27 protein-coding genes, 1 other RNA gene and 3 pseudogenes are annotated in these 25,087 nt (G+C 67.9%); 17 read left to right on the forward strand and 14 right to left on the reverse strand.

Features of this window, described 5'->3' with window-relative positions:
• Positions 1 to 123: 123 nt before the first annotated feature.
• An RNA gene (rnpB, locus tag ABCR94_RS33310) (RNase P RNA component class A) lies at positions 124 to 527 on the forward strand.
• A 154-nt stretch (positions 528 to 681) separates the two neighbouring features.
• Here the strand turns inward: rnpB and ABCR94_RS33315 are convergent.
• Together ABCR94_RS33315 and ABCR94_RS33320 are read right to left on the reverse strand one after the other, a co-directional pair.
• A complete protein-coding gene (locus tag ABCR94_RS33315) occupies positions 682 to 1,800 on the reverse strand; it encodes an rRNA adenine N-6-methyltransferase family protein (RefSeq protein ID WP_347124762.1) in 1,119 nt (372 codons plus the stop codon).
• A gap of 571 nt (positions 1,801 to 2,371) precedes the next feature.
• The gene (locus ABCR94_RS33320) at positions 2,372 to 2,584 is read right to left on the reverse strand and encodes a hypothetical protein (RefSeq protein WP_347124607.1); all 213 of its coding nucleotides are present in this window, start codon (positions 2,582 to 2,584) and stop codon (positions 2,372 to 2,374) included.
• Positions 2,585 to 3,072: 488 nt separating this feature from the next.
• Here ABCR94_RS33320 and ABCR94_RS33325 point away from each other — a divergent pair.
• From ABCR94_RS33325 to ABCR94_RS33345, 5 genes and pseudogenes are all read left to right on the forward strand, one after another.
• Positions 3,073 to 3,423, forward strand: a pseudogene (locus tag ABCR94_RS33325) (helix-turn-helix domain-containing protein); the annotation flags it as partial.
• Between the two features lie 52 nt (positions 3,424 to 3,475).
• On the forward strand, positions 3,476 to 3,805 hold the full coding sequence (locus ABCR94_RS33330; protein ID WP_347116874.1) for a transposase: 330 nt from the start codon (positions 3,476 to 3,478) through the stop codon (positions 3,803 to 3,805).
• A 50-nt stretch (positions 3,806 to 3,855) separates the two neighbouring features.
• Positions 3,856 to 4,722: an IS3 family transposase gene (locus ABCR94_RS33335; protein ID WP_347118397.1), complete on the forward strand. Its 867-nt coding sequence runs from the start codon at positions 3,856 to 3,858 to the stop codon at positions 4,720 to 4,722.
• Positions 4,723 to 4,749: 27 nt separating this feature from the next.
• Positions 4,750 to 5,241 (forward strand): annotated as a pseudogene (locus ABCR94_RS33340) (DUF5753 domain-containing protein); the annotation flags it as partial.
• Positions 5,238 to 5,450, forward strand: a complete 213-nt coding sequence (locus ABCR94_RS33345; RefSeq protein WP_347124608.1) for a DUF397 domain-containing protein — start codon at positions 5,238 to 5,240, stop codon at positions 5,448 to 5,450. The pseudogene ABCR94_RS33340 and the gene ABCR94_RS33345, both read left to right, overlap by 4 nt.
• Before the next feature lie 67 nt (positions 5,451 to 5,517).
• Here ABCR94_RS33345 and ABCR94_RS33350 read toward each other — a convergent pair whose 3' ends face one another.
• Positions 5,518 to 6,069, reverse strand: coding sequence for a hypothetical protein (locus tag ABCR94_RS33350; RefSeq protein ID WP_347124610.1), 552 nt, complete (start codon positions 6,067 to 6,069; stop codon positions 5,518 to 5,520).
• Between the two features lie 326 nt (positions 6,070 to 6,395).
• On the reverse strand, positions 6,396 to 6,914 hold the full coding sequence (locus ABCR94_RS33355; protein WP_347124612.1) for a UDP binding domain-containing protein: 519 nt from the start codon (positions 6,912 to 6,914) through the stop codon (positions 6,396 to 6,398).
• Between ABCR94_RS33355 and ABCR94_RS33360 the strand changes: the two genes are divergently transcribed.
• Positions 6,913 to 7,941 (forward strand): IS630 family transposase, encoded by a 1,029-nt coding sequence (locus ABCR94_RS33360; protein WP_347122526.1) that lies wholly within the window; start codon positions 6,913 to 6,915, stop codon positions 7,939 to 7,941. The genes ABCR94_RS33355 and ABCR94_RS33360 overlap by 2 nt on opposite strands.
• A gap of 22 nt (positions 7,942 to 7,963) precedes the next feature.
• On the opposite strand, the pseudogene ABCR94_RS33365 reads toward ABCR94_RS33360, so the two are convergent.
• Both ABCR94_RS33365 and ABCR94_RS33370 read right to left on the reverse strand, forming a co-directional pair.
• A pseudogene (locus ABCR94_RS33365) lies at positions 7,964 to 8,326 on the reverse strand (nucleotide sugar dehydrogenase); the annotation flags it as partial.
• 573 nt (positions 8,327 to 8,899) lie between these two features.
• A complete protein-coding gene (locus ABCR94_RS33370) occupies positions 8,900 to 9,187 on the reverse strand; it encodes a chaplin (protein WP_347124613.1) in 288 nt (95 codons plus the stop codon).
• Between the two features lie 558 nt (positions 9,188 to 9,745).
• On the opposite strand from ABCR94_RS33370, the gene ABCR94_RS33375 reads away from it, so the two are divergent.
• The 3 genes from ABCR94_RS33375 to ABCR94_RS33385 all read left to right on the forward strand — a co-directional run bounded on the left by ABCR94_RS33375 (position 9,746) and on the right by ABCR94_RS33385 (position 11,603).
• Positions 9,746 to 9,937 (forward strand): hypothetical protein, encoded by a 192-nt coding sequence (locus ABCR94_RS33375; RefSeq protein WP_347124614.1) that lies wholly within the window; start codon positions 9,746 to 9,748, stop codon positions 9,935 to 9,937.
• 310 nt (positions 9,938 to 10,247) lie between these two features.
• Positions 10,248 to 10,826, forward strand: coding sequence for an IS630 family transposase (locus tag ABCR94_RS33380; RefSeq protein ID WP_521978397.1), 579 nt, complete (start codon positions 10,248 to 10,250; stop codon positions 10,824 to 10,826).
• A gap of 33 nt (positions 10,827 to 10,859) precedes the next feature.
• Positions 10,860 to 11,603 (forward strand): EamA family transporter, encoded by a 744-nt coding sequence (locus ABCR94_RS33385; RefSeq protein WP_347124616.1) that lies wholly within the window; start codon positions 10,860 to 10,862, stop codon positions 11,601 to 11,603.
• Positions 11,604 to 11,696: 93 nt separating this feature from the next.
• On the opposite strand, the gene ABCR94_RS33390 is transcribed toward ABCR94_RS33385, so the two are convergent.
• Positions 11,697 to 11,843, reverse strand: a complete 147-nt coding sequence (locus tag ABCR94_RS33390) for a hypothetical protein (protein WP_347124618.1) — start codon at positions 11,841 to 11,843, stop codon at positions 11,697 to 11,699.
• A 457-nt stretch (positions 11,844 to 12,300) separates the two neighbouring features.
• Between ABCR94_RS33390 and ABCR94_RS33395 the strand changes: the two genes are divergently transcribed.
• On the forward strand, positions 12,301 to 12,516 hold the full coding sequence (locus ABCR94_RS33395; RefSeq protein WP_347124620.1) for a hypothetical protein: 216 nt from the start codon (positions 12,301 to 12,303) through the stop codon (positions 12,514 to 12,516).
• A gap of 573 nt (positions 12,517 to 13,089) precedes the next feature.
• On the opposite strand, the gene ABCR94_RS33400 is transcribed toward ABCR94_RS33395, so the two are convergent.
• Positions 13,090 to 13,494, reverse strand: a complete 405-nt coding sequence (locus ABCR94_RS33400) for a hypothetical protein (protein ID WP_347124621.1) — start codon at positions 13,492 to 13,494, stop codon at positions 13,090 to 13,092.
• A gap of 211 nt (positions 13,495 to 13,705) precedes the next feature.
• On the reverse strand, positions 13,706 to 13,846 hold the full coding sequence (locus ABCR94_RS33405; protein WP_347124623.1) for a hypothetical protein: 141 nt from the start codon (positions 13,844 to 13,846) through the stop codon (positions 13,706 to 13,708).
• Positions 13,847 to 14,005: 159 nt separating this feature from the next.
• On the opposite strand from ABCR94_RS33405, the gene ABCR94_RS33410 reads away from it, so the two are divergent.
• The 3 genes from ABCR94_RS33410 to ABCR94_RS33420 all read left to right on the forward strand — a co-directional run bounded on the left by ABCR94_RS33410 (position 14,006) and on the right by ABCR94_RS33420 (position 16,033).
• Complete coding sequence (locus ABCR94_RS33410; protein ID WP_347124624.1) at positions 14,006 to 15,043, forward strand: TerC family protein; 1,038 nt, start codon at positions 14,006 to 14,008, stop codon at positions 15,041 to 15,043.
• 410 nt (positions 15,044 to 15,453) lie between these two features.
• Positions 15,454 to 15,618 (forward strand): hypothetical protein, encoded by a 165-nt coding sequence (locus ABCR94_RS33415; protein WP_347124626.1) that lies wholly within the window; start codon positions 15,454 to 15,456, stop codon positions 15,616 to 15,618.
• A 91-nt stretch (positions 15,619 to 15,709) separates the two neighbouring features.
• The gene (locus ABCR94_RS33420) at positions 15,710 to 16,033 is read left to right on the forward strand and encodes a nuclear transport factor 2 family protein (protein WP_347124627.1); all 324 of its coding nucleotides are present in this window, start codon (positions 15,710 to 15,712) and stop codon (positions 16,031 to 16,033) included.
• Between the two features lie 46 nt (positions 16,034 to 16,079).
• Here the strand turns inward: ABCR94_RS33420 and ABCR94_RS33425 are convergent, their stop codons facing one another.
• The 3 genes from ABCR94_RS33425 to ABCR94_RS33435 form a co-directional block, all read right to left on the reverse strand.
• Complete coding sequence (locus tag ABCR94_RS33425) at positions 16,080 to 16,529, reverse strand: lamin tail domain-containing protein (protein ID WP_347124629.1); 450 nt, start codon at positions 16,527 to 16,529, stop codon at positions 16,080 to 16,082.
• A gap of 75 nt (positions 16,530 to 16,604) precedes the next feature.
• Positions 16,605 to 17,480: a PhzF family protein gene (locus tag ABCR94_RS33430; RefSeq protein WP_347124630.1), complete on the reverse strand. Its 876-nt coding sequence runs from the start codon at positions 17,478 to 17,480 to the stop codon at positions 16,605 to 16,607.
• Between the two features lie 43 nt (positions 17,481 to 17,523).
• The gene (locus ABCR94_RS33435) at positions 17,524 to 18,303 is read right to left on the reverse strand and encodes an SDR family oxidoreductase (RefSeq protein WP_347124632.1); all 780 of its coding nucleotides are present in this window, start codon (positions 18,301 to 18,303) and stop codon (positions 17,524 to 17,526) included.
• A gap of 98 nt (positions 18,304 to 18,401) precedes the next feature.
• Between ABCR94_RS33435 and ABCR94_RS33440 the strand changes: the two genes are divergently transcribed.
• Positions 18,402 to 20,021, forward strand: coding sequence for an alkaline phosphatase D family protein (locus ABCR94_RS33440; RefSeq protein ID WP_347124634.1), 1,620 nt, complete (start codon positions 18,402 to 18,404; stop codon positions 20,019 to 20,021).
• Here ABCR94_RS33440 and ABCR94_RS33445 read toward each other — a convergent pair.
• Complete coding sequence (locus ABCR94_RS33445) at positions 20,018 to 21,013, reverse strand: Gfo/Idh/MocA family protein (RefSeq protein ID WP_347124635.1); 996 nt, start codon at positions 21,011 to 21,013, stop codon at positions 20,018 to 20,020. The two genes, ABCR94_RS33440 and ABCR94_RS33445, sit on opposite strands and share 4 nt — an antisense overlap.
• 78 nt (positions 21,014 to 21,091) lie before the next feature.
• Here ABCR94_RS33445 and ABCR94_RS33450 point away from each other — a divergent pair, with 78 nt between their 5' ends.
• Entirely contained in the window at positions 21,092 to 22,378 is a 1,287-nt protein-coding gene (locus ABCR94_RS33450; RefSeq protein WP_347124637.1) for a Bcr/CflA family multidrug efflux MFS transporter, read from the forward strand.
• A 166-nt stretch (positions 22,379 to 22,544) separates the two neighbouring features.
• Here the strand turns inward: ABCR94_RS33450 and ABCR94_RS33455 are convergent, their stop codons facing one another.
• Positions 22,545 to 23,849, reverse strand: coding sequence for a hypothetical protein (locus ABCR94_RS33455; protein ID WP_347124639.1), 1,305 nt, complete (start codon positions 23,847 to 23,849; stop codon positions 22,545 to 22,547).
• 167 nt (positions 23,850 to 24,016) lie between these two features.
• Between ABCR94_RS33455 and ABCR94_RS33460 the strand changes: the two genes are divergently transcribed.
• On the forward strand, positions 24,017 to 25,033 hold the full coding sequence (locus ABCR94_RS33460; RefSeq protein ID WP_347124641.1) for a small ribosomal subunit Rsm22 family protein: 1,017 nt from the start codon (positions 24,017 to 24,019) through the stop codon (positions 25,031 to 25,033).
• The last annotated feature ends 54 nt before the right edge of the window (positions 25,034 to 25,087 follow it).

Consider the following 25,087-nt stretch of genomic DNA (forward strand, 5'->3'; position numbering starts at 1 on the left):
AGGCCAGTAGAAACCCTGACGCTGCGGCAAGATCAACCCCGAACCTTCGGGCGCTGTCGGTAGGGCCCCTTCGCCGCGTCGGGGCGGTCCGGCCCGGGCGGGTAGCATGGTCGGCACGGCAGACGAGTCGGCTGGACGGTCGCGTCAGTACCCCTCGGGGTACTGCCGAGGAACGTCCGGGCTCCACAGGGCAGGGTGGTGGGTAACGCCCACCCGGGGTGACCCGCGGGACAGTGCCACAGAAAGTAGACCGCCCGGGACTCCGGTCCCGGGTAAGGGTGAAACGGTGGTGTAAGAGACCACCAGCGCCTGAGGTGACTCAGGCGGCTAGGTAAACCCCACCCGGAGCAAGGTCAGGAAAGGCCGTCGCAAGACGGCCTTGCGCGGACGTTCGAGGGCTGCCCGCCCGAGTCCGCGGGTAGACCGCACGAGGCCGGTGGCAACGCCGGCCCTAGATGGATGACCGTCTCCCGACGGGCCGCGAGGCCCGCCGGCGACAGAACCCGGCGTATAGGCTGTCTCGTCTGTCGGTTGGTTTGTGAAGGCCCCCTGAGCTGCGAATAAGCAGGTCAGGGGGCCTTCTCGTGTGAGGCACACGGATGTGGCAACCCTGGGTGGTCGGTTCCATTTCCGTCCGTTCCTGGGTGCCCTGTGGCGATTGTGTGGCGCTGCGGGCGGGTCTCAGACCTGCCAGGATTCAGCCGGGTCATCTACCCATGCGCTCTGCCCTTCCGCCGCGACGGTAAGCCCGAAGCGCTCGTATCCGGGCTTGCCCTTCCCCGCCCACCAGCGGTACGCCGAATCGACTTCATCCCACAGCTTGCGTGGGCCGGATTGCCACACTTGCGCGTCGTCCTTGTCACGGAACATCACGCACGCCCATGAGCGGTCCGTGAGTCCGTAGAACCACACCGGCCGTTTGCCGTCGCGCTTGTCGGCTACGACGTGAACGCAGTCGCGGACCTTGATCCCCACGGCGAACCGTTGAGGGCTGAACCGGTCTCCCAGGAAGTCGTCCTCCGTGATCGTGGTGGATGACTTCTCACGGTCGGCCACGTCGCCGATGACGTACTCGGAGTGCACCACGGGTGAGAGACGCTGGGCACGCGCCTTCATGAACTCCACCGGACCCGTGAACGGCCCTGTGGCGCTCTCCCCGCCGTCCGCGACCACCAGCCGGGCCACCGCGTCACCATTGCCGTAAGGAGTCCCCCATGGGGCCACAATGACCGCGCCTGGTCGGCTCTGTTCGACCCAGGCGAAGGGGAGTTGGCGGAAGCCGCACGTGGCGATGATCCGGTCGTACGGCCCGCCTTCCGGGTAGCCCTTGAGTCCGTCGCGGTTGATGACCCGTACAGCGAGCCCGAAGAGATTCAGCGCCGTTCGTGCTTCTGCCGCTACGACGGAATCGACCTCCACCGTGACGACGTTCTCACTGCGCAACCGATGGGCCAGCAGCGCGGCGTTCCACCCGGTACCTGTTCCGATCTCCAGGACGCGATTACCAGGCTTTACGTCAAGGTCGCTGAGCATCCGGAATACGACGGACGGCATGGAAGCGGAAGACGTTGACACGTCCCCCGGTTCAGTACCGGAATGCTTCCCGTCATCCCATTGCGTGACCACGGGGACGTCTGCGTCTGCGTACCCGTACCAGGCTTTCGGATCTGCCGACCGCGAAACGGGGATGCTCTGCCCCGTCTGCATGTTGAACGGCCAGATGAGATCCGGCAGGAACGAGGCACGGGGAACCGCAGCGAACGAGGGGGCCCAATCCGAAGAGAGGACCCCCCCAGCCATGAGGACACGCCCCAGCTCGGTGAGGCTGGCACGCTCCTGGTGTGCGTCGGCGCTCACTGTCTAGGCAACCTTCGGCATGGGAACGCCGGGGCCACCGTCCGGAGTGGGTGGGGGCGGTGCGGGCGCAGGCTCGCCGGGCAATCCGTCGCCGCCGTTGGCCTCAATGATGGTGATCACTGTTTCCCTTTCGTCGTCGGGCGTCTTTGGAACCATTCGACCGCCGACCGTCACGCGGGCTGCCGAACGGGTGAAGCCCCGTCCCTGCCAGGATTCCGAATGGATTGCGTGGGGAGCCTCAATCCGGATACGTCCGGCAGGGACGGGAGTCATTGGCGGGACGCGAAATCGCGCTCCCGGATCTGTAGCTCGGCCTTGTAGGTCAGTTCATTGATGCACGGCTCACACGCGAACAGCCGCGCGACTCCGAGCGGCGTGAGAGCCGGACCAATCCACATGACATCGGTGTCCAGTCGGCGGCAGTAGAGCAAGCACCTACCCCGACCCCAGTGGTTGCCGTCGCCTGCGGTCGGCGGTTGGGGCCGGATGTCGAGATGCTGAACCGGCACGGCCGTCACGGGGCGGAGAGGCAGCGGGGGCAGTTCACAGCGCGCGCCCACATGTCTTTCGCGTCACTGGCCTTGCCAGCGCCACAGGCCGACTTGAGTTCCTTGGCCCGTTGGGGATCGCTGAGCGGACCAGTGAGCTTGTGCACAGTCATCACGTCCTCTCCGACCGTGCCCGCTGCCCACTCCGTGGCCTCTTCGGCTTGGGTCTTCGTGATCATGCTTGGTCCGCCCTTCTGTGGGGGTGGGTGGAGATCTCTTCGTTGCACTGTCGGACCGTGGCGGGGCTCCCTGCCGCGTGCGCTGCCGCCCGCTGCCGGTTCAGCGCTCCGCACACGTCGCAGCCGTCCAGGGGCACAGGTTCAAGGGTGGGCAGGCGCAGCGCCGGTACGCCCGTGGTGTCACTCACTTGCCCAGCCTCCGGAGTGGACCGAATCAACACTCTTACCCACTGGCCTAGTTGCTTCTGCGTAGCCGGTTCGGCGCGCGCACTCCGGGGTCAGTCGCCAGAACGGGCCAGCCTCAATGAACACAGCCAGCTCGTCCACGTCACTGCGGGGGCGAGGGATAGGGAGCTTGAGGGGAGTGCACTTTCGGGACAACGTCCGCTCCTCTCCGTAGCGGTACCACTACCAGGGCGATTCACGGTGGCCTACAGTCGGGAACTATTCAACGTGTCAGATGAGAACGGAGAGTTGGTGATCCCCCGTTGAACCGCAAGGAGTTGAACCCTGAGGGCGGCCCCAGAGCAGCGTTCGGGGCGCGTCTGCGCAGCTTGCGAGAAGCGCGCGGCTGGAAACAGGAAGACCTGTCCACGCAGATGGGGTACAGCAGCACCCATATCTCAGCGGTCGAAACTGGCCGCAAGATGCCAACTGCCCGATTTTCGCGCAGTGCTGACCACGCATTTGGTCTCGAAGGGACAGCGGACACGTTCGAACACCAGTGGCGCGAGATCCGTTCCGGCAGCTTGCTGGAGGGGTTCCCGGAGTACGTAGGGCACGAGGGCCGGGCGGTAGAACTCCGGCTGTACGAAATCGGGATCATTCCTGGCTTGCTCCTGAGGTTCCCCCGAGATGCGGAGGGCGATGACAGCGGGTCAGATGGTTCTCATGAGAGGAACTCTGACCATGGCCGCTCCGAGGAAATATCCGCTGGAGTTGCGTGAGCGTGCGGTGCGGATGTATCGCACCGCCGAGCCGAAGCCCCAGATCAAGCGCCTGGCCATTGAGCTGGGGGTCCACCCGGAGGCACTGCGCGGCTGGATCCGCCAGGCCGAGGCCGACCGCGGCGAGCGCGACGACCGGCTGACCACCGAGGAGAAGGACGAGCTGGGCCAGCTGCGGCGGGAGGTGAAGGAACTGCGCCGGGCGAACGAGATCCTGCGCACGGCCTCGGCTTTTTTCGCCCAGGAACTCGACACGACCCGGCGCAGGTACTGACGTTCCTCAGCGAACGCAGTGACCTCGGTGTCGAGCCCGTACTCCGGGAACTGCACGTCCCCTCGTCCACCTACTACCGCTGGCGCCGGCAGGAGAAGGAGCCGTGTGAACGCCGCCGCCGTGACGCGGAGTTGACGACCAAGATCGAGGAGATCCATGCCGACTCCGGCGGGATCTACGGCTCGCCCCGCGTGCATGCCGTGCTCAAGCGCGAGGGCGTGGCCATCGGCCGCAAGCGGGTCGAGCGATTGATGCGCGAGGCCGATCTGGCGGGCCTCAGCCCACGCCGCACGGGCAAGGGCTTCACCCGCCGCGACCCGACGGCCACGCTCGCCCCGGACCTGGTGCAGCGGGACTTCACCGCTCCCGTGCCGAACCGGCTGTGGGTCACCGACCTCACCATGATCCCCACGGGTGAGGGACCGCTGTGGCTCTCCGCGATCCGCGACGCCTTCTCCCGCCGGGTGGTGGCCTGGGAGACCTCCGCCCGCGCGGACGCCGACCTGGTCCTGTCCTGCCTCGAGTACGCCCTGGCCAGCCGCGAGCCCGTGCCCGGCACCTTGATCCATCACGCCGACCACGGCTGTCAATACACGTCCATCAAGCTCACAACACGGCTGGTACGTGCGGGTATTGAGGGGTCGATGGGGTCCGTGGGCGACAGCTACGACAACGCCCTCGCGGAGAATCTGTGGATGCTGATCAAGACCGAGTGCGTGCGCGGACGCGTCTTCGTCACCCGGGCCGAGGCCAACCTCGCGCTGTTCGAGTACATCGACGGCTTCTACAACAGCCGACGCATCCAGAAACGCCTCGGCTACCTCAGTCCCATCGAGTTCGAGGAGAAGCACTACGCCAACCAGGCGACGACCGAACAAGCGAACCTGAAACCACGTCAACCCATCCTGACCAGCTGATCAGCACCTCCCGCACACCGGGGGAACCTCATCCAGACACCGGCTTACGCACAGGTCTTGGCCGACAGCGCCGTACGGCGGGGGGCAATCACGCCCGATCAGGCAAGCGAGCGGGTCTCACTCGTCGCCGAGCGGCAAGAGGCTCTGGAGCGGCAACGTCCCCCGCTGGTGTTCGTAGTTATGGACGAGAGCTGTATCCGTAGACCGATCGGCGGGGCCGGGGTCATGGGGGCTCAGCTTCAACGTTTGGTTGAGTTCGCTGCGCTCCCCAACACCGTCTTGCAGGTGGCACCTTTCAGCATGGGCGAGCGGAGGGGCTTCAACCTGCCCGTCAACTTGCTGACGTTGTCCGACCGGTCAATGGTTGCGTATGCCGAGTCCCAGACGCAGGGGCACCTAGACCGTGACACCACGTTCGTACTGCCCATGTTGACGACCTACCATCAACTACAGGCCGAAGCGCTCTCGCAAGCGGCATCCGTGGCCATGATCGAAGAGGTACGAAAGGGCATCCCGTGACCACCGACGAATCTTCCCGCTGGGCAAAGTCCTCCTACAGCGACAACGGCGGCAACTGCCTGGAATGGGTACCACAGCACGCATCGGTCGCGGGTGAGTTCATGATCCGTGACAGCAAGGACCCAGAGGGCCCCGTTCTGTCCTTCCCCGCCGCATCGTTCACGGGCTTCATCGCAGGCATCAAGGCCGACGAGTTCCCTACTCTCTAGAACTAAGCCACGGACGCGCAGTGCCCCGGCCGGAGAGATCCGGAACCGGGGCACTTGGCTTTGTTGGTTAGAGGAGCGCGCGGAACGGGTTGTCGGCAAGGGCAGGAACGGGCGACCGTTTCACCGGCGCGGGGGCGTTGTTCGGCTCCGGTCGGTGAGCATCCATCTGGACGACCTTGGCCCCGTTGCCTTCCGTTCCTGTCCGCTCGGCCGGCCTCGGGTCCACGGCTGGCGCTGCGTGACGGGAATGGTCATCGCGGACAGTGAACACGGTGGCCGGGCGGCCAGTCTTCCCCGACCGTTCGACAGTCACGACGATTTCGGAAAGTGCCTTGACCTCACTCGCGCTTGCTCCCACGTACGGGAGGACCTGAGACGACGTGGCCCGACCGCCGTGCATCTCGATACGGGCGCGGACCTTGTCCGTGAGGCTGAGCGGCTGACGCTTCACCTTCGGCGCGTCGGCTCCCTTGGTGATCCGGACGGTGTCCTGCACAGAACGGCGTACGAGGGTGAAGGCGGCCGACAGCAAGTCTTCCGTGATGGTCTCGGAGCACTCGGAGGCGGCCAAGCAGGCCGCGACCCTGAGGGTCTGCTCTGCGGTCCGCTCGATGAACACGGCCTGCTGCTCGGGCAGGGTCCCGCCGCATTCCGTGAGGGCGACCGGCGGCGTTCTGCCACGGTGACGTCACGTCACCCCCACCGACGGCCCGAGGGCATCCCTGCCGTCGCCGTCTACGACAACGGCACCGTCAGGACCCGCCAGTACACCGCGGCGGCCCGACGTGGCGGTCCTGAGAGCCCCGACAAGCTCGCCGATGAGTTCGCCGAAGCGAGGAAGGCGGAGACTCCGCCACTGCCCGTCATCATCGAGAAAGCACAGGCGTTGACGAAATGCAGCTCTTTGCTGGTCTACGCCTGCCGGACCTCTCATGCCGCCGCCGGTTACAGGCGGTCGATCCGGTCTCCCCGGCAGCGGTTGCGGGCGTCGAAGACATACGTCGCATGGCGCTCCACCAGACCGTAGTCGAGGTCGTCGTGGTCGGTCAGGACTACGACCGCGTCCGTGGCCGCGATCTCCGCCTCGGTCAGATCGACGCACAGCACCCCGGGCGGCAGCAACTGTGGATCGGCGTGCGGCTCCACGGCCCGGACCCGCGCGCCGCGCGCCATCAGCAGTTCGGCGACGCTGACGGCGGGAGACTCCCGTACGTCCCCAGTGTTCTTCTTGTACGCGAGCCCCAACACCAGCACCCGTGCGTCGGCCAGCGGCCGTCCGATTCCGGCCAGGCCGCCTTCGACGCGCCGCACCACGTACTCCGGCATGTGTTCGTTGATCTCGTGGGCGAGGGAGACGAAGCGCACGTCATGCTGGAGCTTCTGCCGTACCTGCCAGGAGAGATATTGAGCCGAAACTGATTGGTTGCCTGGTCGTTGGTCGGGTGTGATCGAGGGTGGGGACATGCGGCGGCTGTCGCCTGGGGCGCAGGAGGATCTGCGGCTGCGGGTGGTGGCCGCGTTGGAGTCGGGGCGGGTGGCGACGTACGGCCAGGCCGCGGAGGTGTTCGGTGTTGCCGAGCGGTCGGTGGGCACCTGGTGGCGGGCGTTCAAGTCCGGCGGCAGGCAGGCGTTGCTGGCACCCGAGCGTGAATCCAGGGCGGGCAGGGGCGAGTTGATCGACGACTCCGCTCGCGGTGCGGTGTTGCAGGCGATGCGTGACTACACCCCGGCCGATCTGGGGCAGAGCGGGGTGATGTGGACCCGCGCCTCGGTCCGGGTCTTGATCCGGCTGGTATGCGGGGTCTCGATGACGGAACAGGGGGTGGGCAAGTGGCTGCGCCGGCACGGCTTCACGCCACAGCGTCCCGCACGCCGTTCCTACCGGCAGCAGGACGAACAGGTACGGGCCTGGCTGGAGGACGAGTACCCGGCGATCGCCGCGCGGACCCGGAAGGAGAAGGCCGAGCTGGTCTGGGCCGACCAGTGCGGACTGCGCTCGGACACCGCCCCGCCCGGACGCTCCTGGGCCCCGGCCGGACACACCCCGCTGGTGCGGGTCAACGGCCGCCGCTTCAAGGTCAACATCATGTCGGCGGTCGCCTCACGGGGCGCCCTGTGGTTCACCGTCTTCCCGGAGAAGTTCACCGCGAAGGTGTTCTGTGCCTTCCTCGACCGCCTCGCCACGCAGGCCCGGCGCAAGGTCCACGTCATCGTCGACCGGCACCCCGTACACCGCAGCAAGGCCGTCAAACGGTGGCTCGCGGCGAACACCGACCGGATCGAACTGCACCTCATGCCGGGTTACAGCCCCGAACTCAACCCCGACGAGCTGCTGAACGCCGACCTGAAACACCACGTCCACGCCGCCCGCACCACCTCGACCGACGATCTCGCCCGCGAGACACGACGCTTCCTGCACCGCCGACAGCACCAACCCCACATCGTCTCCGGCTACTTCCACGCCCGGCACGTCCGCTACACGATTCAGTAGGCAACCCACCAGTTTCGGCTCAATACGAGGGATCCACCGGCAGGCAATGACCGCCCACCCCGGGCCCCGGGGTGAAGGGCATGTAGCCGAAGGGCTTGGTGGCGGCCGCGTCCACCGCCTCCCAGATGTCGACACCGAGGGGCCGGGCGCACATGGCGAGCTCGTTGACGAGCGCGATGTTCACCTGCCGGAAGGTGTTCTCCAGCAGCTTGGTCAACTCGGCGGTGCGTGGGGAGGAGACCGGCACGGTCCGGGTCACAATCCGGTCGTAGAACTCCGTGATCGCTTCGAGGGAGTCGTCGTTGATGCCGGAGACGACCTTGGGGGTGTTCTCCAGATGCCAACGGGTGTTGCCCGGGTCGATACGTTCCGGGCTGTACCCGAGCCGTCGTCGTCGAGACGGCCGTACGAGGGCCGGGCAGAGTATCCATCCAGACGCCGGTCATCAGCGGCCCGTGCCAGTGCAGTAGGAGATTTCTTCCGCACCGGGAGCAGGGCCGGGCCGGCTGTTCGTCTTCGTCTCGGTCAGGGTGCAGCCGGGCGAGTTCTTCGTCGCCGACGTTGTCGAGGCTGCCGACGCGGGAGAAGGAGCCGTCGGCACCGTCAATCCGTCGACCCATGGCGAAGGAGGCACGGGCCGACGGGGTCTATATCACCACGAAGAACAACACTGAGACGAGCGAACAGCGGGGTTCACAGGTCGCCCGCCGCGATCAACTGGACGCGTGTCCACGTCACCCTCAGCCGCTTCGGGTCCGCCGCCGGCCACTCGTCGCGGCCGGCGGCGCGCAGCCAGACGACACCACGGCGGATGTCTGTGACGATCGCACTGCCGCCCGGCCTCCCCTGGAGGGTGAGGGGAGGCCGGTTTGTTCAGCGGTTGCCCTGCTACTGGTTTTTGAAGCTGGCGGATCTGCGGCCGGACCCTGCTCTCAGCAGAACGTCACGACCGTGATTGTCAGTACCCGCCGTTGTGGCCGGCCTTGTGGTAACCGTCCTTGAAGCCGCCGCCGTTGATGCAGGTGTTGCCGAAGGCCGGGTTGAGAGCGCCGACGGCGTTGACGGTGTTGCCGCAGATGTTGATCGGAATGTGAATGGGCAGCTGGACGAGGTTGCCGGACAGCACGCCGGGAGAGCCCACGGCAGCGCCCTGGGCATTGGCGTCGGCGGCGGCCATGCCGGCGCCGCCGGCCACGACCGCACCAGCGGCGAGGGTTACGGCTACTGACTTTGCGAAACGCGACATCGAGATCTCCTTGGAAAACGGACCCGCCGCAGGGAATGCGGCATTGCCCCCCCAACAGCACGACCCTCCCGCCGGTCACTGAAGTTAGGCCGAATGGTGACCCGGCCTCCCCTGCCGCCGAAACAGCCCCCGGGCCGGCATCTCCCAGCGGTCGCCCGCAGAACCTCCCGGAGTGGGCCATGCGGCGATCACAGCAACGAGAGGGGCCCCCGTGCTGAGCAGCAGTGCGTGATCCGGTTCCGCGAAAGCCCACGGTGGAAGTCCCCCGCCGCCCGCCCCCGCCATGGGGCAGGGCGGGGGCGGGCGGCGGGAAGGCCGCGGGCCCCCGGATCGGCCGGGAGTGTGTTCGTGTGCGCGCGTGAGGGGCGGCGAGGCCCTCAGCCCGGACGCGCTGCAGCGAGGACTGGCGCGGGACGATCGTCCGGCGCTGCACTGTTCGAGGGCCGCCGGTTCCGCCAATCGGCTTGGTCTTGTGTCGGCGTCGGCATGGCGCAGGGACAGCGGGACGCCTTCTCTCTAGCTTCAAGGTGCCCTTATGTCCTCTCGAAAGGTGGAACCATGCGCTCTGTACTCTGCGTCCTCGCCGCCGGTGCGATCATCCTCGGCGGTGCGTCGGCGGCCAGCGCCGACGTGACCGTCAACACCGGCGACCCCTCCTACACCATCGTCTTCGGTGACTGGCTCCAGTTCGCCGGCGACGACCTGTTCAACGCGGGCCACGACAACACCGTAGGCAGCTTCAAGCACTGACCGCACGCGATGACCGCTCCCCGGTGGCACTACCCGCCCGTCGCCCCACAGGACGCGCAGGAGGTGGCCGGGAGCGGCCGTGTGCCGCAACAGGGAGAGCTCCAACGGCCGATGCGGGAGCAGGCCCAAGGCCGTCACTGTTTGTGACAGGTTCAGTTGGGGTCTGGCCCAAGTTGTGTGAACCGACTACGCGTTGTAGTCGTTGATCTTGCTTGGGTCGGTTCGGAAGTCGCCTTGATTTCGCTCCTCGTTCGGCTGATGTGGCTGACATTCGGTCGCCTTGAGCGAGATGTCATCCTTTGTGTAGGAGTTGTTGTTCCCGGCGGTCGCCGGTGTCGCGGTCGTGGCCGTGGACACGGGCGGCGGGACGGTCGTCCGTGTCGAGGCCCGGTGCACGGTGGCTGGCGAGAAGGGCCGCACTCTGATCGTGCGGCGCACGGGCAACCGGTTCTCGGTGAACGCGATGTCCGCGATCAGCACCAAGGGCCGGATGCACTTCATGGTCTTCCCCGGCACCTTCGACGCCGCTGTGATGTGCCGCTTCCTGGAACGGCTCGTCGGGCACTTCGACCACAAGATCCACCTCGTGGTAGACGGGCACTCCGCCCACCGCTCGAAGACCGTCCGGACCTGGATCGCCGCGCACGCCGAGGAGATCGAGCTGCACTTCCTGCCGCCGTACTCGCCCGAACTCAACCCCGACGAACTCGTCAACGCCGACCTCAAGCACAGCCTGCCCAAAGGCCACCGGGCCCGGAACCACGCCGAACTCGCCGCCGAGGCCCGCCGCTTCTTCCGCAGACGCCAACGCCAGCCCCACATCGTCCGCGGCTACTTCCACGGCCCCCACGTCCGCTACACCCTCAACCAGAACCCTTTGAGTTTCTGATCAATATGCATCGCCGCCATGATTCTGGGGGCGTTGTGGCGTCCCGGATGGCGCTGGGAGCCCCGCACCCTCGGAGTCATCGTCACCGCGGGCACCCTGCTCGCCGTCCACCACCTCGCCTTCTACGAGGCGGTAGGCCGCATCCCCCTGGGGGCGGCCACCACGATCGAGTTCCTCGGCCCCTTCGCTATCACCCTCGCCACCTCACGGCGCCCGCTGGACCTGCTGTGGCCGCTCCTCGCCGCGATCGGCGTCCTGATCCTGGGCAAGGGCGGCATATCACTCAACCTCGCGGGCATCGGCTTCGCCGCGGCCGCCGGCGCGTGCTGGGCGGGGTACATCCTGGTCTCCGCCCGCCTGGCCCAGCGCGTCAGCGACGGACGCGGCCTGGCACTGGCCGTCGCGTGGGGCGCACTGCTCAGCATGCCGTACGGCATCGCGCAGGGCGGCAGTCAGCTGTTGGACCCGCGCGTGCTGCTGCTCGCCGCGGCCGTCGCAGTGCTCTCCAGCGTCCTGCCGTACTCGTTCAACCTGGAGGCGCTGCGCCGGATGCCGCCCCGAGTCTTCGGGATCCTGACCAGCCTCGAGCCGGCAGTCGGCGCCGTCGTCGGACTCGTGCTGCTCGGCCAGCACCTCAGCGCTCTGCAATCCGTCGGCATCGCCGCCGTCGCCGCAGCATCCATCGGCTCCACCCGCGCGGCTGCCGAGAAGGGTCACGGCCCTGACACCATGCCACAGCCAAAATACTCGGCGACGCACGAACGCTCGGGGCTATAAAGCCATGACCCGCCGGCCCGCCCTGCCGGGCGAGGTCACGAACGTGCTGCTCCTCCAGCACAGAGTGGGAAGAGCAGCCAAAAAATCCGAAACTCATTCCCCATCATCGAGGTGAATCAGTTGACCGTGCACAACGTCGCAATCGATGCCGCCGAGGCTGTCTCCGGTCGCCAGAGAGGGCAATGCAGTCGGCCAGGCGGCCGGCTCGGCGCTCGCCGGCAGGATGGCTGTCGCGCTCATGCAGAACTGGAAACGGCATGTGCGCCAGGGGCCTCGCCGCTAAATGCCATTTTCGGTTCACCTACAGATCGATAAGCGGAAGAAGCGGACATCTTGTGCATCTCGCCTCGCTGGGTCTCCGGCGAACCGCAAATGCAGATATGCCCCTATCGGGGACATGTGCGGGGCTTTTCTGTGAGCGTTGGGCAGTAGCTTCCATGTGATGGAGTTCGCCACCCACTGTTGGGCAAAACTGCACTTCAGGGCATGTTGTGGTGACGAAGTGTGTGCCCCGAAAAGAACCGGACAGTAAGTTGCTGGGCGGTCCGGTGGTGTGCTTCCATCCTGCCGGGAGTCGTAATTATTGGTGCCTGATTTTCGGGCATCAGGCGACCGTTGAGCCGGTCGGATTTGCTTTTCCGTAGACCCGGCCGACGCCATTTCAGGAACCCCAGAACATTGAAAGGAAGGGAAAGTTATGCGTAAGGACCTCACCCCCATCGAGACCGGCGAGATTTCCGACAGCGAGCTGGACAATGTTTCCGGCGGTATGGCCAGCGCCGGTGCCGAGGTCGCCGGTAACGGCGGCTCTGTGAGCATCGGCGACGTCGTCGGGACTGCCCAGTCCCTCGCGCCCGCCGTGCCCATTTCGCAGCTCGCCGGTCTTGTCACGGTGCAGACCACCGGCATCTGACAGTGACGTTTGCGACAAGGCGTTATGGCCTGGGGCATTACTCGACCTGCCGGAGCATCTGAACACCAGTAGGTTGGCCAGGACCCCGGAACCTCCAGTTCCGGGGTTCATGCATGTTCCGGACATAGGCACTCCGAGTACGGGCTGTCACGTCGTCACGAAAGCTTCCAAGGGCCGGGTTCTGCGTCCGTCGGTCGCCATCATGAGGTGTGGCGACGCGTTCACATCGAGCACCGTTTCGAAGTCAGCGTCATTGGCCGGAGGGCAGGGCGACTGGTGGAGAGCACTTATCCGAATGCCGCGGTAATTCCGCTCTGCGGGGCGGTTGTCTCGGGTGCCAGGAACCATTGAGGCATGTGAGACAAGTAGCTCTTTCGCAACGTGCCTTGCTGATAAACGAGGGCTATTCAGACAGGTTCGGCACGTGAGGGATGGTCCTGTGCCCCGGCCCCCTGTTGGGGCCGTGGCGGCGCTCGGATGCGGCTGTGACGCTGCCGTGGGCAAGACCGTTGCGGTGAGCCTTGCTCACGGCACTGGTCGGGTGAGCTGACGAGGGCGGCGACGGGCTGCTGCCTACTCGGTGGTCAGGCGGATCGTGGGCGCGTAGCCCTCGATCACCAGGCAGGGCTGCCTGGGGTTGTCGTGGAGCGGGAGCACCTGGCTGCTGTCGAGGGACGCCCTGTTGAGCGTCGTGACGTCGCGGCCCAGCAGTTCGGACGACTGGTTGCTGGCGAGCTGGAGGCCGGGGAAGTTCTCGACGGCAACGCGGATCTGAGAGTGCAGGGTCACGAGGACGGGGAACGCGTCGTCGCGGTTGGTCGGGACCAGCCAGCCGGGCGACGGCCAGTCCTGGTCAAGGGTGATGGTGACGGCACCGAGCAGGTCGCTGACGCCTTCCAGGAGGAGCGAGGCGGTCGTCAGAAGCAGTCCCCCTTCGCTGCCCTCGTCCCCGGACGGCAGCCCTCCCAGTGACCTCACGGCGGCCGGTCAGGTGGACCGTCTCACGCGTCTCGCCGGACTTGAGGCCGAGCACATCGGCCAGGCTGACGAGGGGAGGGGCAATGTGCTGGGGGCCGGTTTTCCCGTGTGTGGGAGAAGCGGCCCCGTGCGGTGGGTGCTGTGGCTCAGCTGTTGTTGGTGCTGTGTGTTTGTAGGTGGTTGATGGCGTTGGTGAGTCGGCGGATGGTGGTCAGGCGTAGGCGTTCACCGAGCTGACGGTCGGAGAGGCGCGCGGGCAGGGGGCGGGAAGGACGTCTTCGAGGTACACGGCTCGGGCCAGGACGTTCTGCAGGAACGCGATCGCGTCGTCACCGGTGTCCGGGGCGGGCATCTGCTGCGCCGGGGTGTGCTCGGCGGGTGCTGGTGGTCCGGCGGGCGGGGGCGGGCGTCTGCATTGGGCCCTGCAACCTCGGACAGCGATGGGGAGGACTGGGGGGGCATACTCGGTTAAAGAGGTCGGTTTCCGGCAGATCATTGCGAGGTTTCACGCGTGCTCGATGTGCCGCTGTGGCTCTGGGGAGCGTTCGCCACGACCGTGATCGTGTCGCTGGCGGTGGATTTGCTGGCCCATCGCAGTGCGCATGTCATCGGCTTCAAGGAAGCAGCCCTGTGGAGCGGGCTTTGGGTGGGACTTGCGCTCCTGTTCGCCGGGGTTGTCTTCCTCGTCCTCGGCGGAACAGCGGGCACGGAGTACACCACCGCTTGGCTGCTGGAAAAGAGCCTGTCGGTCGACAACCTGTTCGTCTTCGCCCTGATCTTCGCCTACTTCAAGGTGCCCCGCGCCTACCAGCACCGGGTTCTGTTCTTCGGTGTCATCGGCGCCCTGGTTTTCCGCGGCGTCTTTCTCGCCGCCGGCGTGGCGGTGGTCAGCCGCTTCACCGCTGTTCTGTTCGCCTTCGCGGCCGTCCTCTTCTACAGCACGTACAAGATCCTCAAAGGGGAGGAAGAGAGCTTCGATCCCGGGAAGAGCTTTGCTGTGCGGCTGCTCCGTAAGATCATCCCGGTCCGGGACGAGTACGCCGGCGCGAAGTTCTTCGTCAAGGAAGCCGGGAAGCGCGTGGCCACGCCGCTCCTCGCAGTCGTCGCCGCGATCGAGGCTGCCGACCTGATCTTCGCCGTGGACAGTGTGCCCGCCGTGCTCGCGGTCAGTGACGACGCGTTCATCGTCTACACGAGTAACGCATTCGCCATTCTGGGATTGCGGGCGCTGTACTTCATGCTGTCGGGACTGTTGGATCGCTTCCACTATCTGAGCATGGGCCTCGCGATCATCCTGGCCTTTATTGGTGTCAAGCTCATCCTGCAGGCATCACACAAGATCTTCAGTAGCGCCATCCCTGAAATCCCTTCACCCGTGAGCCTGGCGGTGATCGTCGTCGTCCTCGCCACGTCGGTGGTGCTGAGCGTGCGGCGCCCCCTCGATCCAGGCCCTGCCGAGTCCACGGGGCAGGCCGAGGGTGCCCGTGACGGAAAGCCGGTTGCCGGCAGCGAAGGGAATGGGCGGGACGAACCGCATACCCGCGAGTAGTTTTTGGGCCTGGGGGGCTGGGGTCTTGCCGTTCGCCAACGCTCTGCTCCATCAGCAGTTGGGCGGCGCTGGGACCTCCGGAGGCAATATAAGGACAAAGCAGGGTAAAGCCTTTCCAAAAACTCCGCTGGATTGGCCAGCAAAGAGCGTGAAACCCAGCCGCGGGCCGACCACGTGTGTCCAGCCTGCCAACAGCCCCTCCCGACTGAGATCCAGCGGCACAAGACGCTCGGTGTCTTTGTGCCCATCTGGCGTCCAGGCCCGTGTCGGAACCCTGCCTGCCACGAGTACACGCCGAACCAGAGAGGCCAAGAGCCCATTCGTAAGACCGCCACGGAGTGAGGGGCAGTCTCAACCTCCGGGGAGTCCGGTCGGGAAAGGCCTTCCGGGCGGTGCGCGCCATAGAACCGATGCAACAGTCTGCGAAGACCGCGACGATCCGCGCGCTGTACCGGCTGGGGCTCGCCCCGGCCGTGTTCTCGCTGCTCGCCGCAGTGTTGGGGGTGCGCGGCCGGTTTCGCCGCCGTGCCGGGGGCGGCCCTGCTGTGCTGACCTCCGGGTCCTTCAAGCGCTGACGGTTCGTCGTTCGGGGTGCGGGCACACGAGGGGCGGGGCAGGGTGGGAGCCCCTGGGACATCGGGGACGTACTGAAGGAGAGAGAGTGCTGTGACCGTTTCCGCCCAACAGCTGTCCGAACCGGCCGTGCGCGCGTTCGTCGCCGCCGTCAACGCCAATGACCGCGACGCGTTCCAGCAGGCACTGGCGCCCGGCGCGACCATGTCCGACGACGGGACCGAGCGGGACCTCGCCGACTGGACGGAGCGGGAGATCTTCTCGTCGAGCGGGCACATGGAGGTCGAGTCGCAGAAGGCGAGCGGCCTGTCCCTGGTGGTGCGCTACCGCAACGAGGCGTGGGGCGAGATGCGCACCGCCTGGGTGTTCATCGTGGAGAACGGCAAGATCGCCCGCTTCGAGACGGGGCAGGCCTGACGGCCCGGTTGCCCGCTCCTGACCGGGCGGGCAACCAGCCGCTGAATCAGTGGCAGATCTTGGTGCCGGGGTCGCGGGTCGTCCAGGCGCAGGAGTCGACCTGCGTGCCGCTGGGCTTGATCAGGCGGGCCTTGTCGCTGGTGTTGTTCCAGACGTACCAGGCGCGGCCCCAGTAGCGGTTGGCCGCGGTGTTGGTGGCCTTGCCCGAGCGCACGCGCACGATCTTTCCGGCGCCGATCTTGTACGTACCGAAGGTGTACGTGTAGCCGGTGTTGTCCTTGAGCTTGTAGCCCTTGAGCTGGATCGCCGAACGGGTGTTGTTGTGGATCTCGACCCACTCGGCGTTCAGCGAGGCGTTGCTGCCGCGGTCGCTGCCCGGACTGTCGTACTGGATCTTGCCGAGGTGCAGGCCGCCCTGGTGCGGGGCCGCCTGGGCGGGGGTGGCGACGAGCAAGGAGCTTGCCAGGACGGCGAAGGCGGCAACATGTATGCGCAAGGTGCACTCCGTGTGTGTGAAACGTGAAGAGGAGTGGAGCCTAGTCGCGTAACCCTGCGGAGGGACCCACTCCGGTCAGGCCGACCCGTCCGGGATCCGAGCGCCCGGTCCACCCACCCGGATTCGTCGGTCACCCGCGCGGATTTCGACTGTCAGTACGCCCGGTCGGCCCATGTCCTCACCCTGATGGAGTGTCAGTACCACGTCGTCCGGTACGGATCCGACCTCCCGCAGGTATGCCCCGAAGGCGGCACCGGCCGCGCCCGTCGCCGGGTCCTCGACGACACCGCCCACCGGGAAGGGGTCGCGGACGTGGAAGGTCGTCGCGTCCGCGCGCCACGCCAGCTGAAGTGTCGTCAGGTCGAGCCGGTGCATGAGCGCCGTCAGCCGTTCGAAGTCGTACGACAGGTCCGCGAGCCGCTCACGGGTGCCGGCCGCGAGGACCAGATGCCGGGCGCCCGCGAACGCGATGCGCGGCGGGAACGCCGGGTCGAGATCGCCGGCCGGCCAGTCCAGCGCGGCCAGCGCCTCCGCGAGGTCGTCCGCGGAGATCTCCTCGACGCGCGGCTCGACGCTGGTGAGCGTCGCCCGGTACGTACCGTCCTCGGCCACGGTCACCGTCGCGGGGACCGTGCCCGCCGGGGTCTCGAAGACCAGGTCGACGGGCCGGCCGTTGCGCTCGGCGAGCGCGATGGCCGTCGCGACGGTGGCGTGGCCGCAAAAGGGGACCTCGGCGACGGGGCTGAAGTAGCGGACGGCGTAGGCGCGGCCGGGCTCCAGCTCCTCGGTGAGGAACGCCGTCTCGCTGTAGCCGAGTCCGGCGGCGACGGCGAGCATCCGGGCGGCGTCGAGCCCGGAGGCGTCCAGCACGACCCCGGCCGGATTGCCGCCCGCCGGGTCGCTGGAGAAGGCGGTGTAGCGCAGCACTTCGGCATCGGTGAAGGAAGTCATAACGCGCCCAACCGCCGAAGCGGCCCGAGTGTTCCCGGCGCGCTCAGCCCCGCCCCACGTACGGCATCGTCGTTGCCAGGACCGTCGCGAACTGCACATTCGCCTCCAGCGGCAGCTCCGCCATGTGGAGCACCGTGCGCGCCACGTCCCGCACATCCATCACCGGCTCGGCCATCAGCTCGCCGTTCGCCTGCGGGACCCCCGTCCGCATCCGCTCGGTCATGTCGGTCGCCGCGTTGCCGATGTCGATCTGGCCGCACGCGATCCGGTACGGACGCCCGTCCAGCGACAGCGACTTGGTGAGGCCCGTCATCGCGTGCTTCGTCGTCGTGTACGCGACCGACCCCGGCCGGGGTGTGTGCGCCGAGATCGAGCCGTTGTTGACGATCCGGCCACCCTGCGGCGACTGGTTCTTCAGCTGCCGGAAGGCGGCCTGCGCACACAGGAAGGCGCCGGTCACATTCACGTCGACGACCGAGCGCCACTCCTCGTATCCGATGTCCTCAAGGGGCACACCGCGCGGCCCGAAGGTGCCCGCGTTGTTGAAGAGCAGATCGAGCCGCCCGTACCGCTCACGCACCGCGCCGAAGAGCGCGTCGACCTCGTCGGGACGCGATACATCGGTCCGTACGCACAAGGTCTCGCCCCCGGCGGCCGCGGCCGTCTCCTCCAGCGCCTCGACGCGCCGCCCCGCCAGCGCCACCGACCAGCCCGCCGAGGCCAGCTCCAGTGCGATGGCCCGGCCGATGCCCGAGCCCGCTCCGGTCACGACGGCGATCTGCGACCGGTGAAACGGAGGGGTCTGCGGGGTTTCATGGCTCATGGCCCCGCAGCGTACGTGACCCGTACACGTACACGAAAGCGGCGCGACGTCCCGTGCCACTCCAATTCCCCTGACAACAGCCGTCAGGGGAGGGGCAGATGACCATCGCATCGCGCCACGAACAGGAACTCAGGGCCGCCGCACGGCACATCAACCGCCGCAGATTCATCACCGTCACCGGGGCCGCCGCCGCGCTCGCCTTCGCGACGAACCTGCCCGGCACCGCGCAGGCCGCCGAGGTCGACGCCAGCAGGATCACCGAGGACCCGTTCACCCTGGGCGTCGCGTCCGGCGACCCGCTCCCGGGGTCCGTACTGCTGTGGACCAGGCTCGCCCCGAAGCCGTACGAACCGGACAGCGGCCTGCCCCGAGCCCGGATCGAAGTCCGCTGGGAGCTGGCCCACGACGCGCGCTTCACCCGCGTGGTCAGGCGCGGCACGGTCACCGCACACCCCGAGCTCCACCACAGCGTGCGCGCCGAGGCCGAGGCGCTCGCCCCGGACCGCGTCTACTACTACCGCTTCCGCGCGGGCACCTGGATCAGCCCGGTCGGCCGCACCCGCACGGCGCCCGCCCCGGGCGCGCGCATCAACGACCTGAAACTGGCCGCAGTCTCCTGCCAGGCCTACCACGACGGCTACTTCACCCCGTACAAGCACCTCGCCGAAGAGGACCTCGACGTCGTCTTCCACCTCGGCGACTACCTCTACGAGTACGCCGTGAACGCGACCGGCGGCGCCCGCGCCTACACCGACCGCACACTGCCCGCCCACTTCAACCACGAGACGACGACCCTGGAGGACTACCGGCTGCGGTACGCCCTCTACAAGTCCGACCCGGACCTGCGCGCCGCACACGCCGCGCACCCCTTCGTCGTCACCTGGGACGACCACGAGACGGAGAACAACTACGCGGGCGGCACCCCCGAGAACGACGTACCGCCCGAGGAGTTCCTGCTGCGCAGGGCCGCGGCGTACCGCGCGTACTGGGAGAACCAGCCGCTGCGCGCCCCGCAACGGCCCCAAGGCGCCGACATGCGGCTCTACCGCCGCCTGAGCTTCGGTCGGCTAGCGCAGTTCGACATCCTCGACACCCGCCAGTACCGCTCGGACCAGGCCTACGGCGACGGTTGGCAGTTCCCCGGCCCGGAGTCCGACGACCCCTCGCGCACCATGATGGGCAAGGCGCAGGAGCGCTGGCTGCTCAACGGCTGGCACGAGTCCCGGGCCCTGTGGAACGTCGTACCCCAACAGGTCACCTTCGCCCGACGGCGCAGCGTGAACGACCCGAAGGTGAGCATGGACGCCTGGGACGGCTACCCGGCCGCACGTACCCGGTTCCTCGACGGGGCGCGGGCCGCGGGCGTCGAGAACCTGATGGTGCTCACCGGAGACGTACACGTCTCGTACGCCTTCGACATCAAGCGCGACTTCGAGAACCCCACCTCACCCACCGTAGGCACCGAACTGGTCACCACATCAGTCTCCAGCGGCAAGGACGGCGCGGACAGACCCGCCAACTACAACAACCTGATGCAGGGCAACACGCACTTGAAGTTCTACAACGGCAGACGCGGCTACACCCGCATCACGCTGGGCACCAAGGAGGCCCGCGCGGACTTCCGCACGGTGCCCACGGTCACCACACCCACCGCACCCATCACCACAGCGGCCTCACTCACCACCCAAGCAGGCAAGCCGGGCCTGGAACTCTCCTAGCGCCGCTCTCCGGCAAAGCGGACGCCGATGCGGTCACGCACCGCGTCGAGCGTCCGCATCACCGCGAGACTCCCTGCCAGCGGCACCAACGGCGACTCCTTCTCACCCGCACGCAGACAACGCATCACCTCGGCGGCCTCGTACCGCAGGCTGTGACGATCGCCGTCCCCGGCGGTGAACTCCTCCGCCTCCCGTCCCTCCCGATGCAGCACGAACCGCTCCGGATAGAAGAACCCGCGCTCGAACTCGACACGGCCGCCGGTCCCGGTGACGGCCGCCGTCATCGGAGTGTCGGCGGTGATGGAACAGCTGAGCAGCGCCGTCGCACCGGACTCCCAGCCGAGCAGCATGCCGGTATTCAGATCGACGCCCTCGGGCGACAACAGTGCGTCCGCCTGTACGCGATCGGGCTCACCCAGCAACAACTGCGCGAAGGAAACCGGATACACGCCAAGGTCAAGAAGCGCACCGCCGCCCAACCCACGATCCCTCAGCCGGTGTTCGGCGGCAAAGGGCCCGGCCAGCCCGAAATCGGCGTGCACGGTGCGCACTTCACCGATCGCACCGTCCTTCACGACCTCCGCGAGCCGCCGGATCACCGGGTTGCAGTACATCCACATGGCTTCCATCAGGAAGCGGTCGTGCTGCCGTGCCAGGGCAACAAGCTCCTCGGCCTCGCCCGCATTGAGTGTGAACGACTTCTCGCACAGCACGGCCTTGCCCGCGGCCAGACACAGCCCCGCGGCGGCCCGGTGCGCGGAGTGCGGACCCGCGACGTACACCACATCAACATCCGGATCCGCCGCGAGCTCCGCCCAGCTGCCGTACGCCCGCGCTATCCCGAACCGGTCAGCGAAGGCCTTCGCTGAGGCCTCCGTACGCGATCCCACCGCGACGACCTCGGCATCGTCCATCTTCAGCAGCTCCGCCGTGAACGCCGACGCGATCCCGCCCGTCGCCAGCACACCCCACCGCACGCGTGTCTTGTCCATCTCAGCCCCAAAGAAAAGGTCTCAACCACACCGGACGAGCTGAGAGCATAGGTACAGATTCGACGACATGGAGAAGTGATGCCGGTGAGCGGCCAGACCAAGCAAGGACACATACTCGGGGCGGACGCCGAAACCAAGGCCGCCAACGGCTCCGCCGCCATCGCCCGCCGTACGAGCCTGCTGGTCACCCTGGTGCTCGGCGGACTCACCGCACTGCCGCCGCTCTCCATGGACATGTACCTCCCGGCGCTTCCCCAGGTCACCCAGGCCCTGACCGCGCCCGCGGCGACCGTGCAGCTCACCCTGACCGCGTGCCTGGCGGGCATGGCGCTCGGGCAGCTGGTCGTCGGCCCGATGAGCGACCGGTGGGGCCGCCGCCGCCCGCTGCTCCTCGGCATGATCGTGTACGTCGTCGCCACCGCGATCTGCGCCTTCGCGCCCTCCGTCGAACTCCTCATCGCGTTCCGGCTACTCCAGGGGCTGGCCGGCGCCGCGGGCATCGTCATCGCCCGCGCGGTCGTCCGCGACCTCTTCGACGGCGTCGAGATGGCCCGCTTCTTCTCCACCCTCATGCTGATCTCCGGCGTGGCTCCGGTGATCGCACCGGTCATCGGCGGCCAGGTGCTGCGGCTCACCGACTGGCGCGGCATCTTCGTAGTCCTGACCGTCATCGGTGTACTCCTCACCCTCGTCGTATGGAAGTGGCTGCACGAGACGCTGCCGCCCGAGCGACGGCACGAGGGCGGCGTCAAGGTGGCCCTGCGCACGATGCGGGGCCTGCTCGCGGACCGGGTCTTCACCGGCTACGTCCTGGCGGGCGGCCTCGCCTTCGCCGCGCTCTTCGCGTACATCGCCGCATCCCCGTTCGTGATCCAGGAAATCTACGGCGCCTCACCCCAGACCTTCAGCCTGCTGTTCGGCATCAACTCGATCGGCCTGATCGCCGTCGGCCAGATCAACGGCAGGCTCCTGGTGGGCCGAGTCAGCATGGACAAGGTGCTCACCTTCGGCCTGTCCGCCATAGCCGTCGCCTCACTCGCGCTCCTCCTCATGACGACAGGGGTCTTCGGCGAGGTAGGCCTGTTCCCGATCGCGGCGGGCCTCTTCGTCCTGATGTCGGCGATGGGCCTGGCCATGCCGAACACCAACGCCCAGGCTCTGATGCGCACCCCGCACGCAGCAGGCTCGGCGTCCGCGCTGCTGGGCACATCGTCATTCCTGATCGGCGCGATCGCATCTCCGCTCGTAGGCATAGCGGGCGAATCAACAGCAGTCCCGATGGCGATAGTCCAACTGACCTGCGCCCTGGCCTCCTTGGCCTGCTTCCTCCTGCTCTGCCGCCCCTGGCAGAAGGCTTCGCTCTAGCGGGGTGGGGGTCGCCGACCCCGGGAGGGGGTCGGGGCCGCAGGGAGTGGTGTTCGGGACGTAAAGCGTGATTTGTGGGCCTCTTCCCCGCCAGGGCCTTGGGCGACCCCGCAGTGCGCCTAAATCATGCAGTCCCGAACGCCGCTCCCGGAGGCCCCGGCGCCCGTCACCCCCGCCGGGCATGCCCGAACAGATAGGGCCGGTCCATACGATCAGCCCACACGAACACCCCCACACCGGCCACTTCCGCATCAGGAACAGAGACACTGGCCGGAAGCGCGGTCGCCAAACCACCACCAAGATCAACCCGCACAGGCACCCGCGCCCCCGTAGTGCCGTAAGCAACCCCCGTATCAGTGACCACCGTCAGCCACAGCGGCTTCGTACCGTCCACAGCCTCGAAGCAGCGCCCCCGACCGGTCTCCAGGTCGAAGCCCACCCGCCCGGCCACCAGATACCGCCCCTCGGGCGAGAGCACCGCCCGCGCACGGCTGCCCGAAGCTATGGCCGGCTTGCGGCACTCGACCCGCGCCGACACCCGGCCGCCAGCCGCGTCGTGCACTGCCCACACCTCGAAGTCCGCCGCACCCGCCCGGCCCTTCTTCTGCCACGTGGCGAGAACGTGCCCGCCCGCCACCGAAATCGGCACGCCGGACGCCGCAACGGTCCCCGCCGGGGCGGCCTTCCGGCTGTGCCAGCCGCCCCGCACCCAGAACTCCCGCCGCCCACTCACCAGCAGCCCCTTGTCGGTAACCGCCCGCACCTCGGTCTGCACCCGGCAGTCCCGGCACCCCTTGGGAGCACCGAGCGCCTTGGCGGCGACCCGCGAGACCCGCCCCGTGGCGGGGTCCACGACCGCACTGTCCGCGCCCCCGTCGCTGACGAGGATGCCGGGGCCCGAGCCGTCGACGCTGGGCACACCGGCCCAGGGAAGCTCGACCCGGCGCCGGGAACCGTCCTCCACGGCGTACGCATCCAAAACAACAACAGCCTTCGCCTCAGCCAAGGCATCGTCCCGTCCAAGCACCTTCCCGTACGACCACGTGACGAAGTACTCCCGCCCGTCCTTGCCGACGGACAGAAGCCGGGGAAAGTGGCGCGGATCGGACAGCGGCCGCCAGGCCTCGCTCTTCCACCGGGTCGCGCCGGACGCCGCGTCGATGGCCCGCAGCCTGAACCGGTCGGCGCGGACCCGCTCGACGAGGCCGATCCGGTCCGCGCCCCGGGCGATGGCGTACTCGGGCGAGGCACCACGAACCTGCCACCGCGGCGCGGCGTCGTACTCGGCGGGAACGGGCAACCGAACAGAGGGATCGGCACTGCGCTTGGCGGGCTCCCGCGGTGCCGCACCGGACCTGTCCTTGCCGCTGCCCCCACCGCAGGTGGCCAGCAGGACCAGCAGGCCGAGCACGATCACACCGGCCACCAGAGCCACCCGTACGACCCGCTGTTCCATGGTCCCCCCGGTCATAGTCCCGTCCGCAGCGACAACTATCGCTCACACCACACCAGTTAAAAGCAGGTTCCCGCACAGACCGCGCACAGCCCCCCGCCCCGCACCGCCCCGCACCGCCCCGCACCGCCCTTCACCGACCCGCCCCGCGCACACCCCACCCCCACCCCGCCTAGAATCGGCCGGTGAACTCCACCCTCCCCACCGCGGAAGCCCTGCGCACCGCCCTCGCCGGGCTCCTCGACGGGCTGCCGCCCAAGCAGGCCACCCTGGCCGTCGAGCGGCTGATCGCCAGCTACCGGGGGACCACCCCCACCGACACCCCCGTGCTCCGCGACCGCTCCGACGTCGCCGCGTACGCCGCGTACCGGATGCCCGCGACCTTCGAGGCGGTCCGGTCCGTCCTCGGCGCACTGCGCGACGCCGCTCCGGACTGGACCCCGGCGACGCACACGGACATCGGCGGCGGGACGGGGGCCGCGAGCTGGGCCGTCGCGGAGGCCTGGCCGGCAGGACCCGCCAGCACGGTCCTGGACTGGGCCGAGCCCGCCCTCACCCTCGGCCGCGAACTGGCCGCCGCCTCCGATTCCCCCACCCTGCGCGCCGCCGACTGGCAACGCGCCCGCATCGGACCGGCGCTCCGTATCGAGAGCACCGATCTCGTGACCATCTCGTACGTCCTCAAGGAGCTCACCCCCGAGGCCCGCGCGAGCGTCGTCACGGAGGCCGCCCGCGCCGCCCAGGCCGTGGTTGTCGTCGAGCCCGGCACCCCCGACGGCTATCGCCGTGTCATCGAGGCCAGGGACCTGCTGCTCGCGGCCGGCCTGCGCATCGCCGCGCCCTGCCCGCACAGTGGCGCCTGCCCCATCACCGCGCTCAACGAGGAGGGCGGCAGCGACTGGTGCCACTTCTCGGCCCGGGTGAGCCGCTCCTCGCTGCACCGGCAGGTCAAGGGCGGCTCGCTCGCGTACGAGGACGAGAAGTTCAGCTATGTCGCGGCGGTCCGCTTCGACGCCGACCCGGTCGCGGCCCGCATCGTCCGCAGGCCGCAGATCCGCAAGGGCATGGTCCAGCTGGAGCTCTGCACCGAGAGCGACGGCCTCGCGCGCGAAACCGTCACCAAGAAGCGCCACGGCGACCTGTACCGCGCGGCCCGGGACATCGACTGGGGCGACGAGTGGCCGCCTCAGCCGGAAAGCTGAGCACCACGAATCGCCGTACGGACCGGCGCACTCGGGCCCGTACGGCGCACTCGG

The organism is Streptomyces changchenzhani (assembly GCF_039766235.1).
GTDB lineage: Bacteria > Actinomycetota > Actinomycetes > Streptomycetales > Streptomycetaceae > Streptomyces.

Coding starts and splice junctions, on each gene's coding strand:
- ABCR94_RS33315 (WP_347124762.1), bottom strand. CDS start 1,800: ATGGCTGGGGGGGTCCTCTCTTCGGATTGGGCCCCCTCGTTCGCTGCG.
- ABCR94_RS33320 (WP_347124607.1), bottom strand. CDS start 2,584: ATGATCACGAAGACCCAAGCCGAAGAGGCCACGGAGTGGGCAGCGGGC.
- ABCR94_RS33330 (WP_347116874.1), top strand. CDS start 3,476: ATGAGAGGAACTCTGACCATGGCCGCTCCGAGGAAATATCCGCTGGAG.
- ABCR94_RS33360 (WP_347122526.1), top strand. CDS start 6,913: ATGCGGCGGCTGTCGCCTGGGGCGCAGGAGGATCTGCGGCTGCGGGTG.
- ABCR94_RS33355 (WP_347124612.1), bottom strand. CDS start 6,914: ATGTCCCCACCCTCGATCACACCCGACCAACGACCAGGCAACCAATCA.
- ABCR94_RS33370 (WP_347124613.1), bottom strand. CDS start 9,187: ATGTCGCGTTTCGCAAAGTCAGTAGCCGTAACCCTCGCCGCTGGTGCG.
- ABCR94_RS33375 (WP_347124614.1), top strand. CDS start 9,746: ATGCGCTCTGTACTCTGCGTCCTCGCCGCCGGTGCGATCATCCTCGGC.
- ABCR94_RS33390 (WP_347124618.1), bottom strand. CDS start 11,843: ATGAGCGCGACAGCCATCCTGCCGGCGAGCGCCGAGCCGGCCGCCTGG.
- ABCR94_RS33395 (WP_347124620.1), top strand. CDS start 12,301: ATGCGTAAGGACCTCACCCCCATCGAGACCGGCGAGATTTCCGACAGC.
- ABCR94_RS33405 (WP_347124623.1), bottom strand. CDS start 13,846: ATGCCCGCCCCGGACACCGGTGACGACGCGATCGCGTTCCTGCAGAAC.
- ABCR94_RS33415 (WP_347124626.1), top strand. CDS start 15,454: ATGCAACAGTCTGCGAAGACCGCGACGATCCGCGCGCTGTACCGGCTG.
- ABCR94_RS33430 (WP_347124630.1), bottom strand. CDS start 17,480: ATGACTTCCTTCACCGATGCCGAAGTGCTGCGCTACACCGCCTTCTCC.
- ABCR94_RS33435 (WP_347124632.1), bottom strand. CDS start 18,303: ATGAGCCATGAAACCCCGCAGACCCCTCCGTTTCACCGGTCGCAGATC.
- ABCR94_RS33440 (WP_347124634.1), top strand. CDS start 18,402: ATGACCATCGCATCGCGCCACGAACAGGAACTCAGGGCCGCCGCACGG.
- ABCR94_RS33445 (WP_347124635.1), bottom strand. CDS start 21,013: ATGGACAAGACACGCGTGCGGTGGGGTGTGCTGGCGACGGGCGGGATC.
- ABCR94_RS33450 (WP_347124637.1), top strand. CDS start 21,092: ATGCCGGTGAGCGGCCAGACCAAGCAAGGACACATACTCGGGGCGGAC.
- ABCR94_RS33455 (WP_347124639.1), bottom strand. CDS start 23,849: ATGACCGGGGGGACCATGGAACAGCGGGTCGTACGGGTGGCTCTGGTG.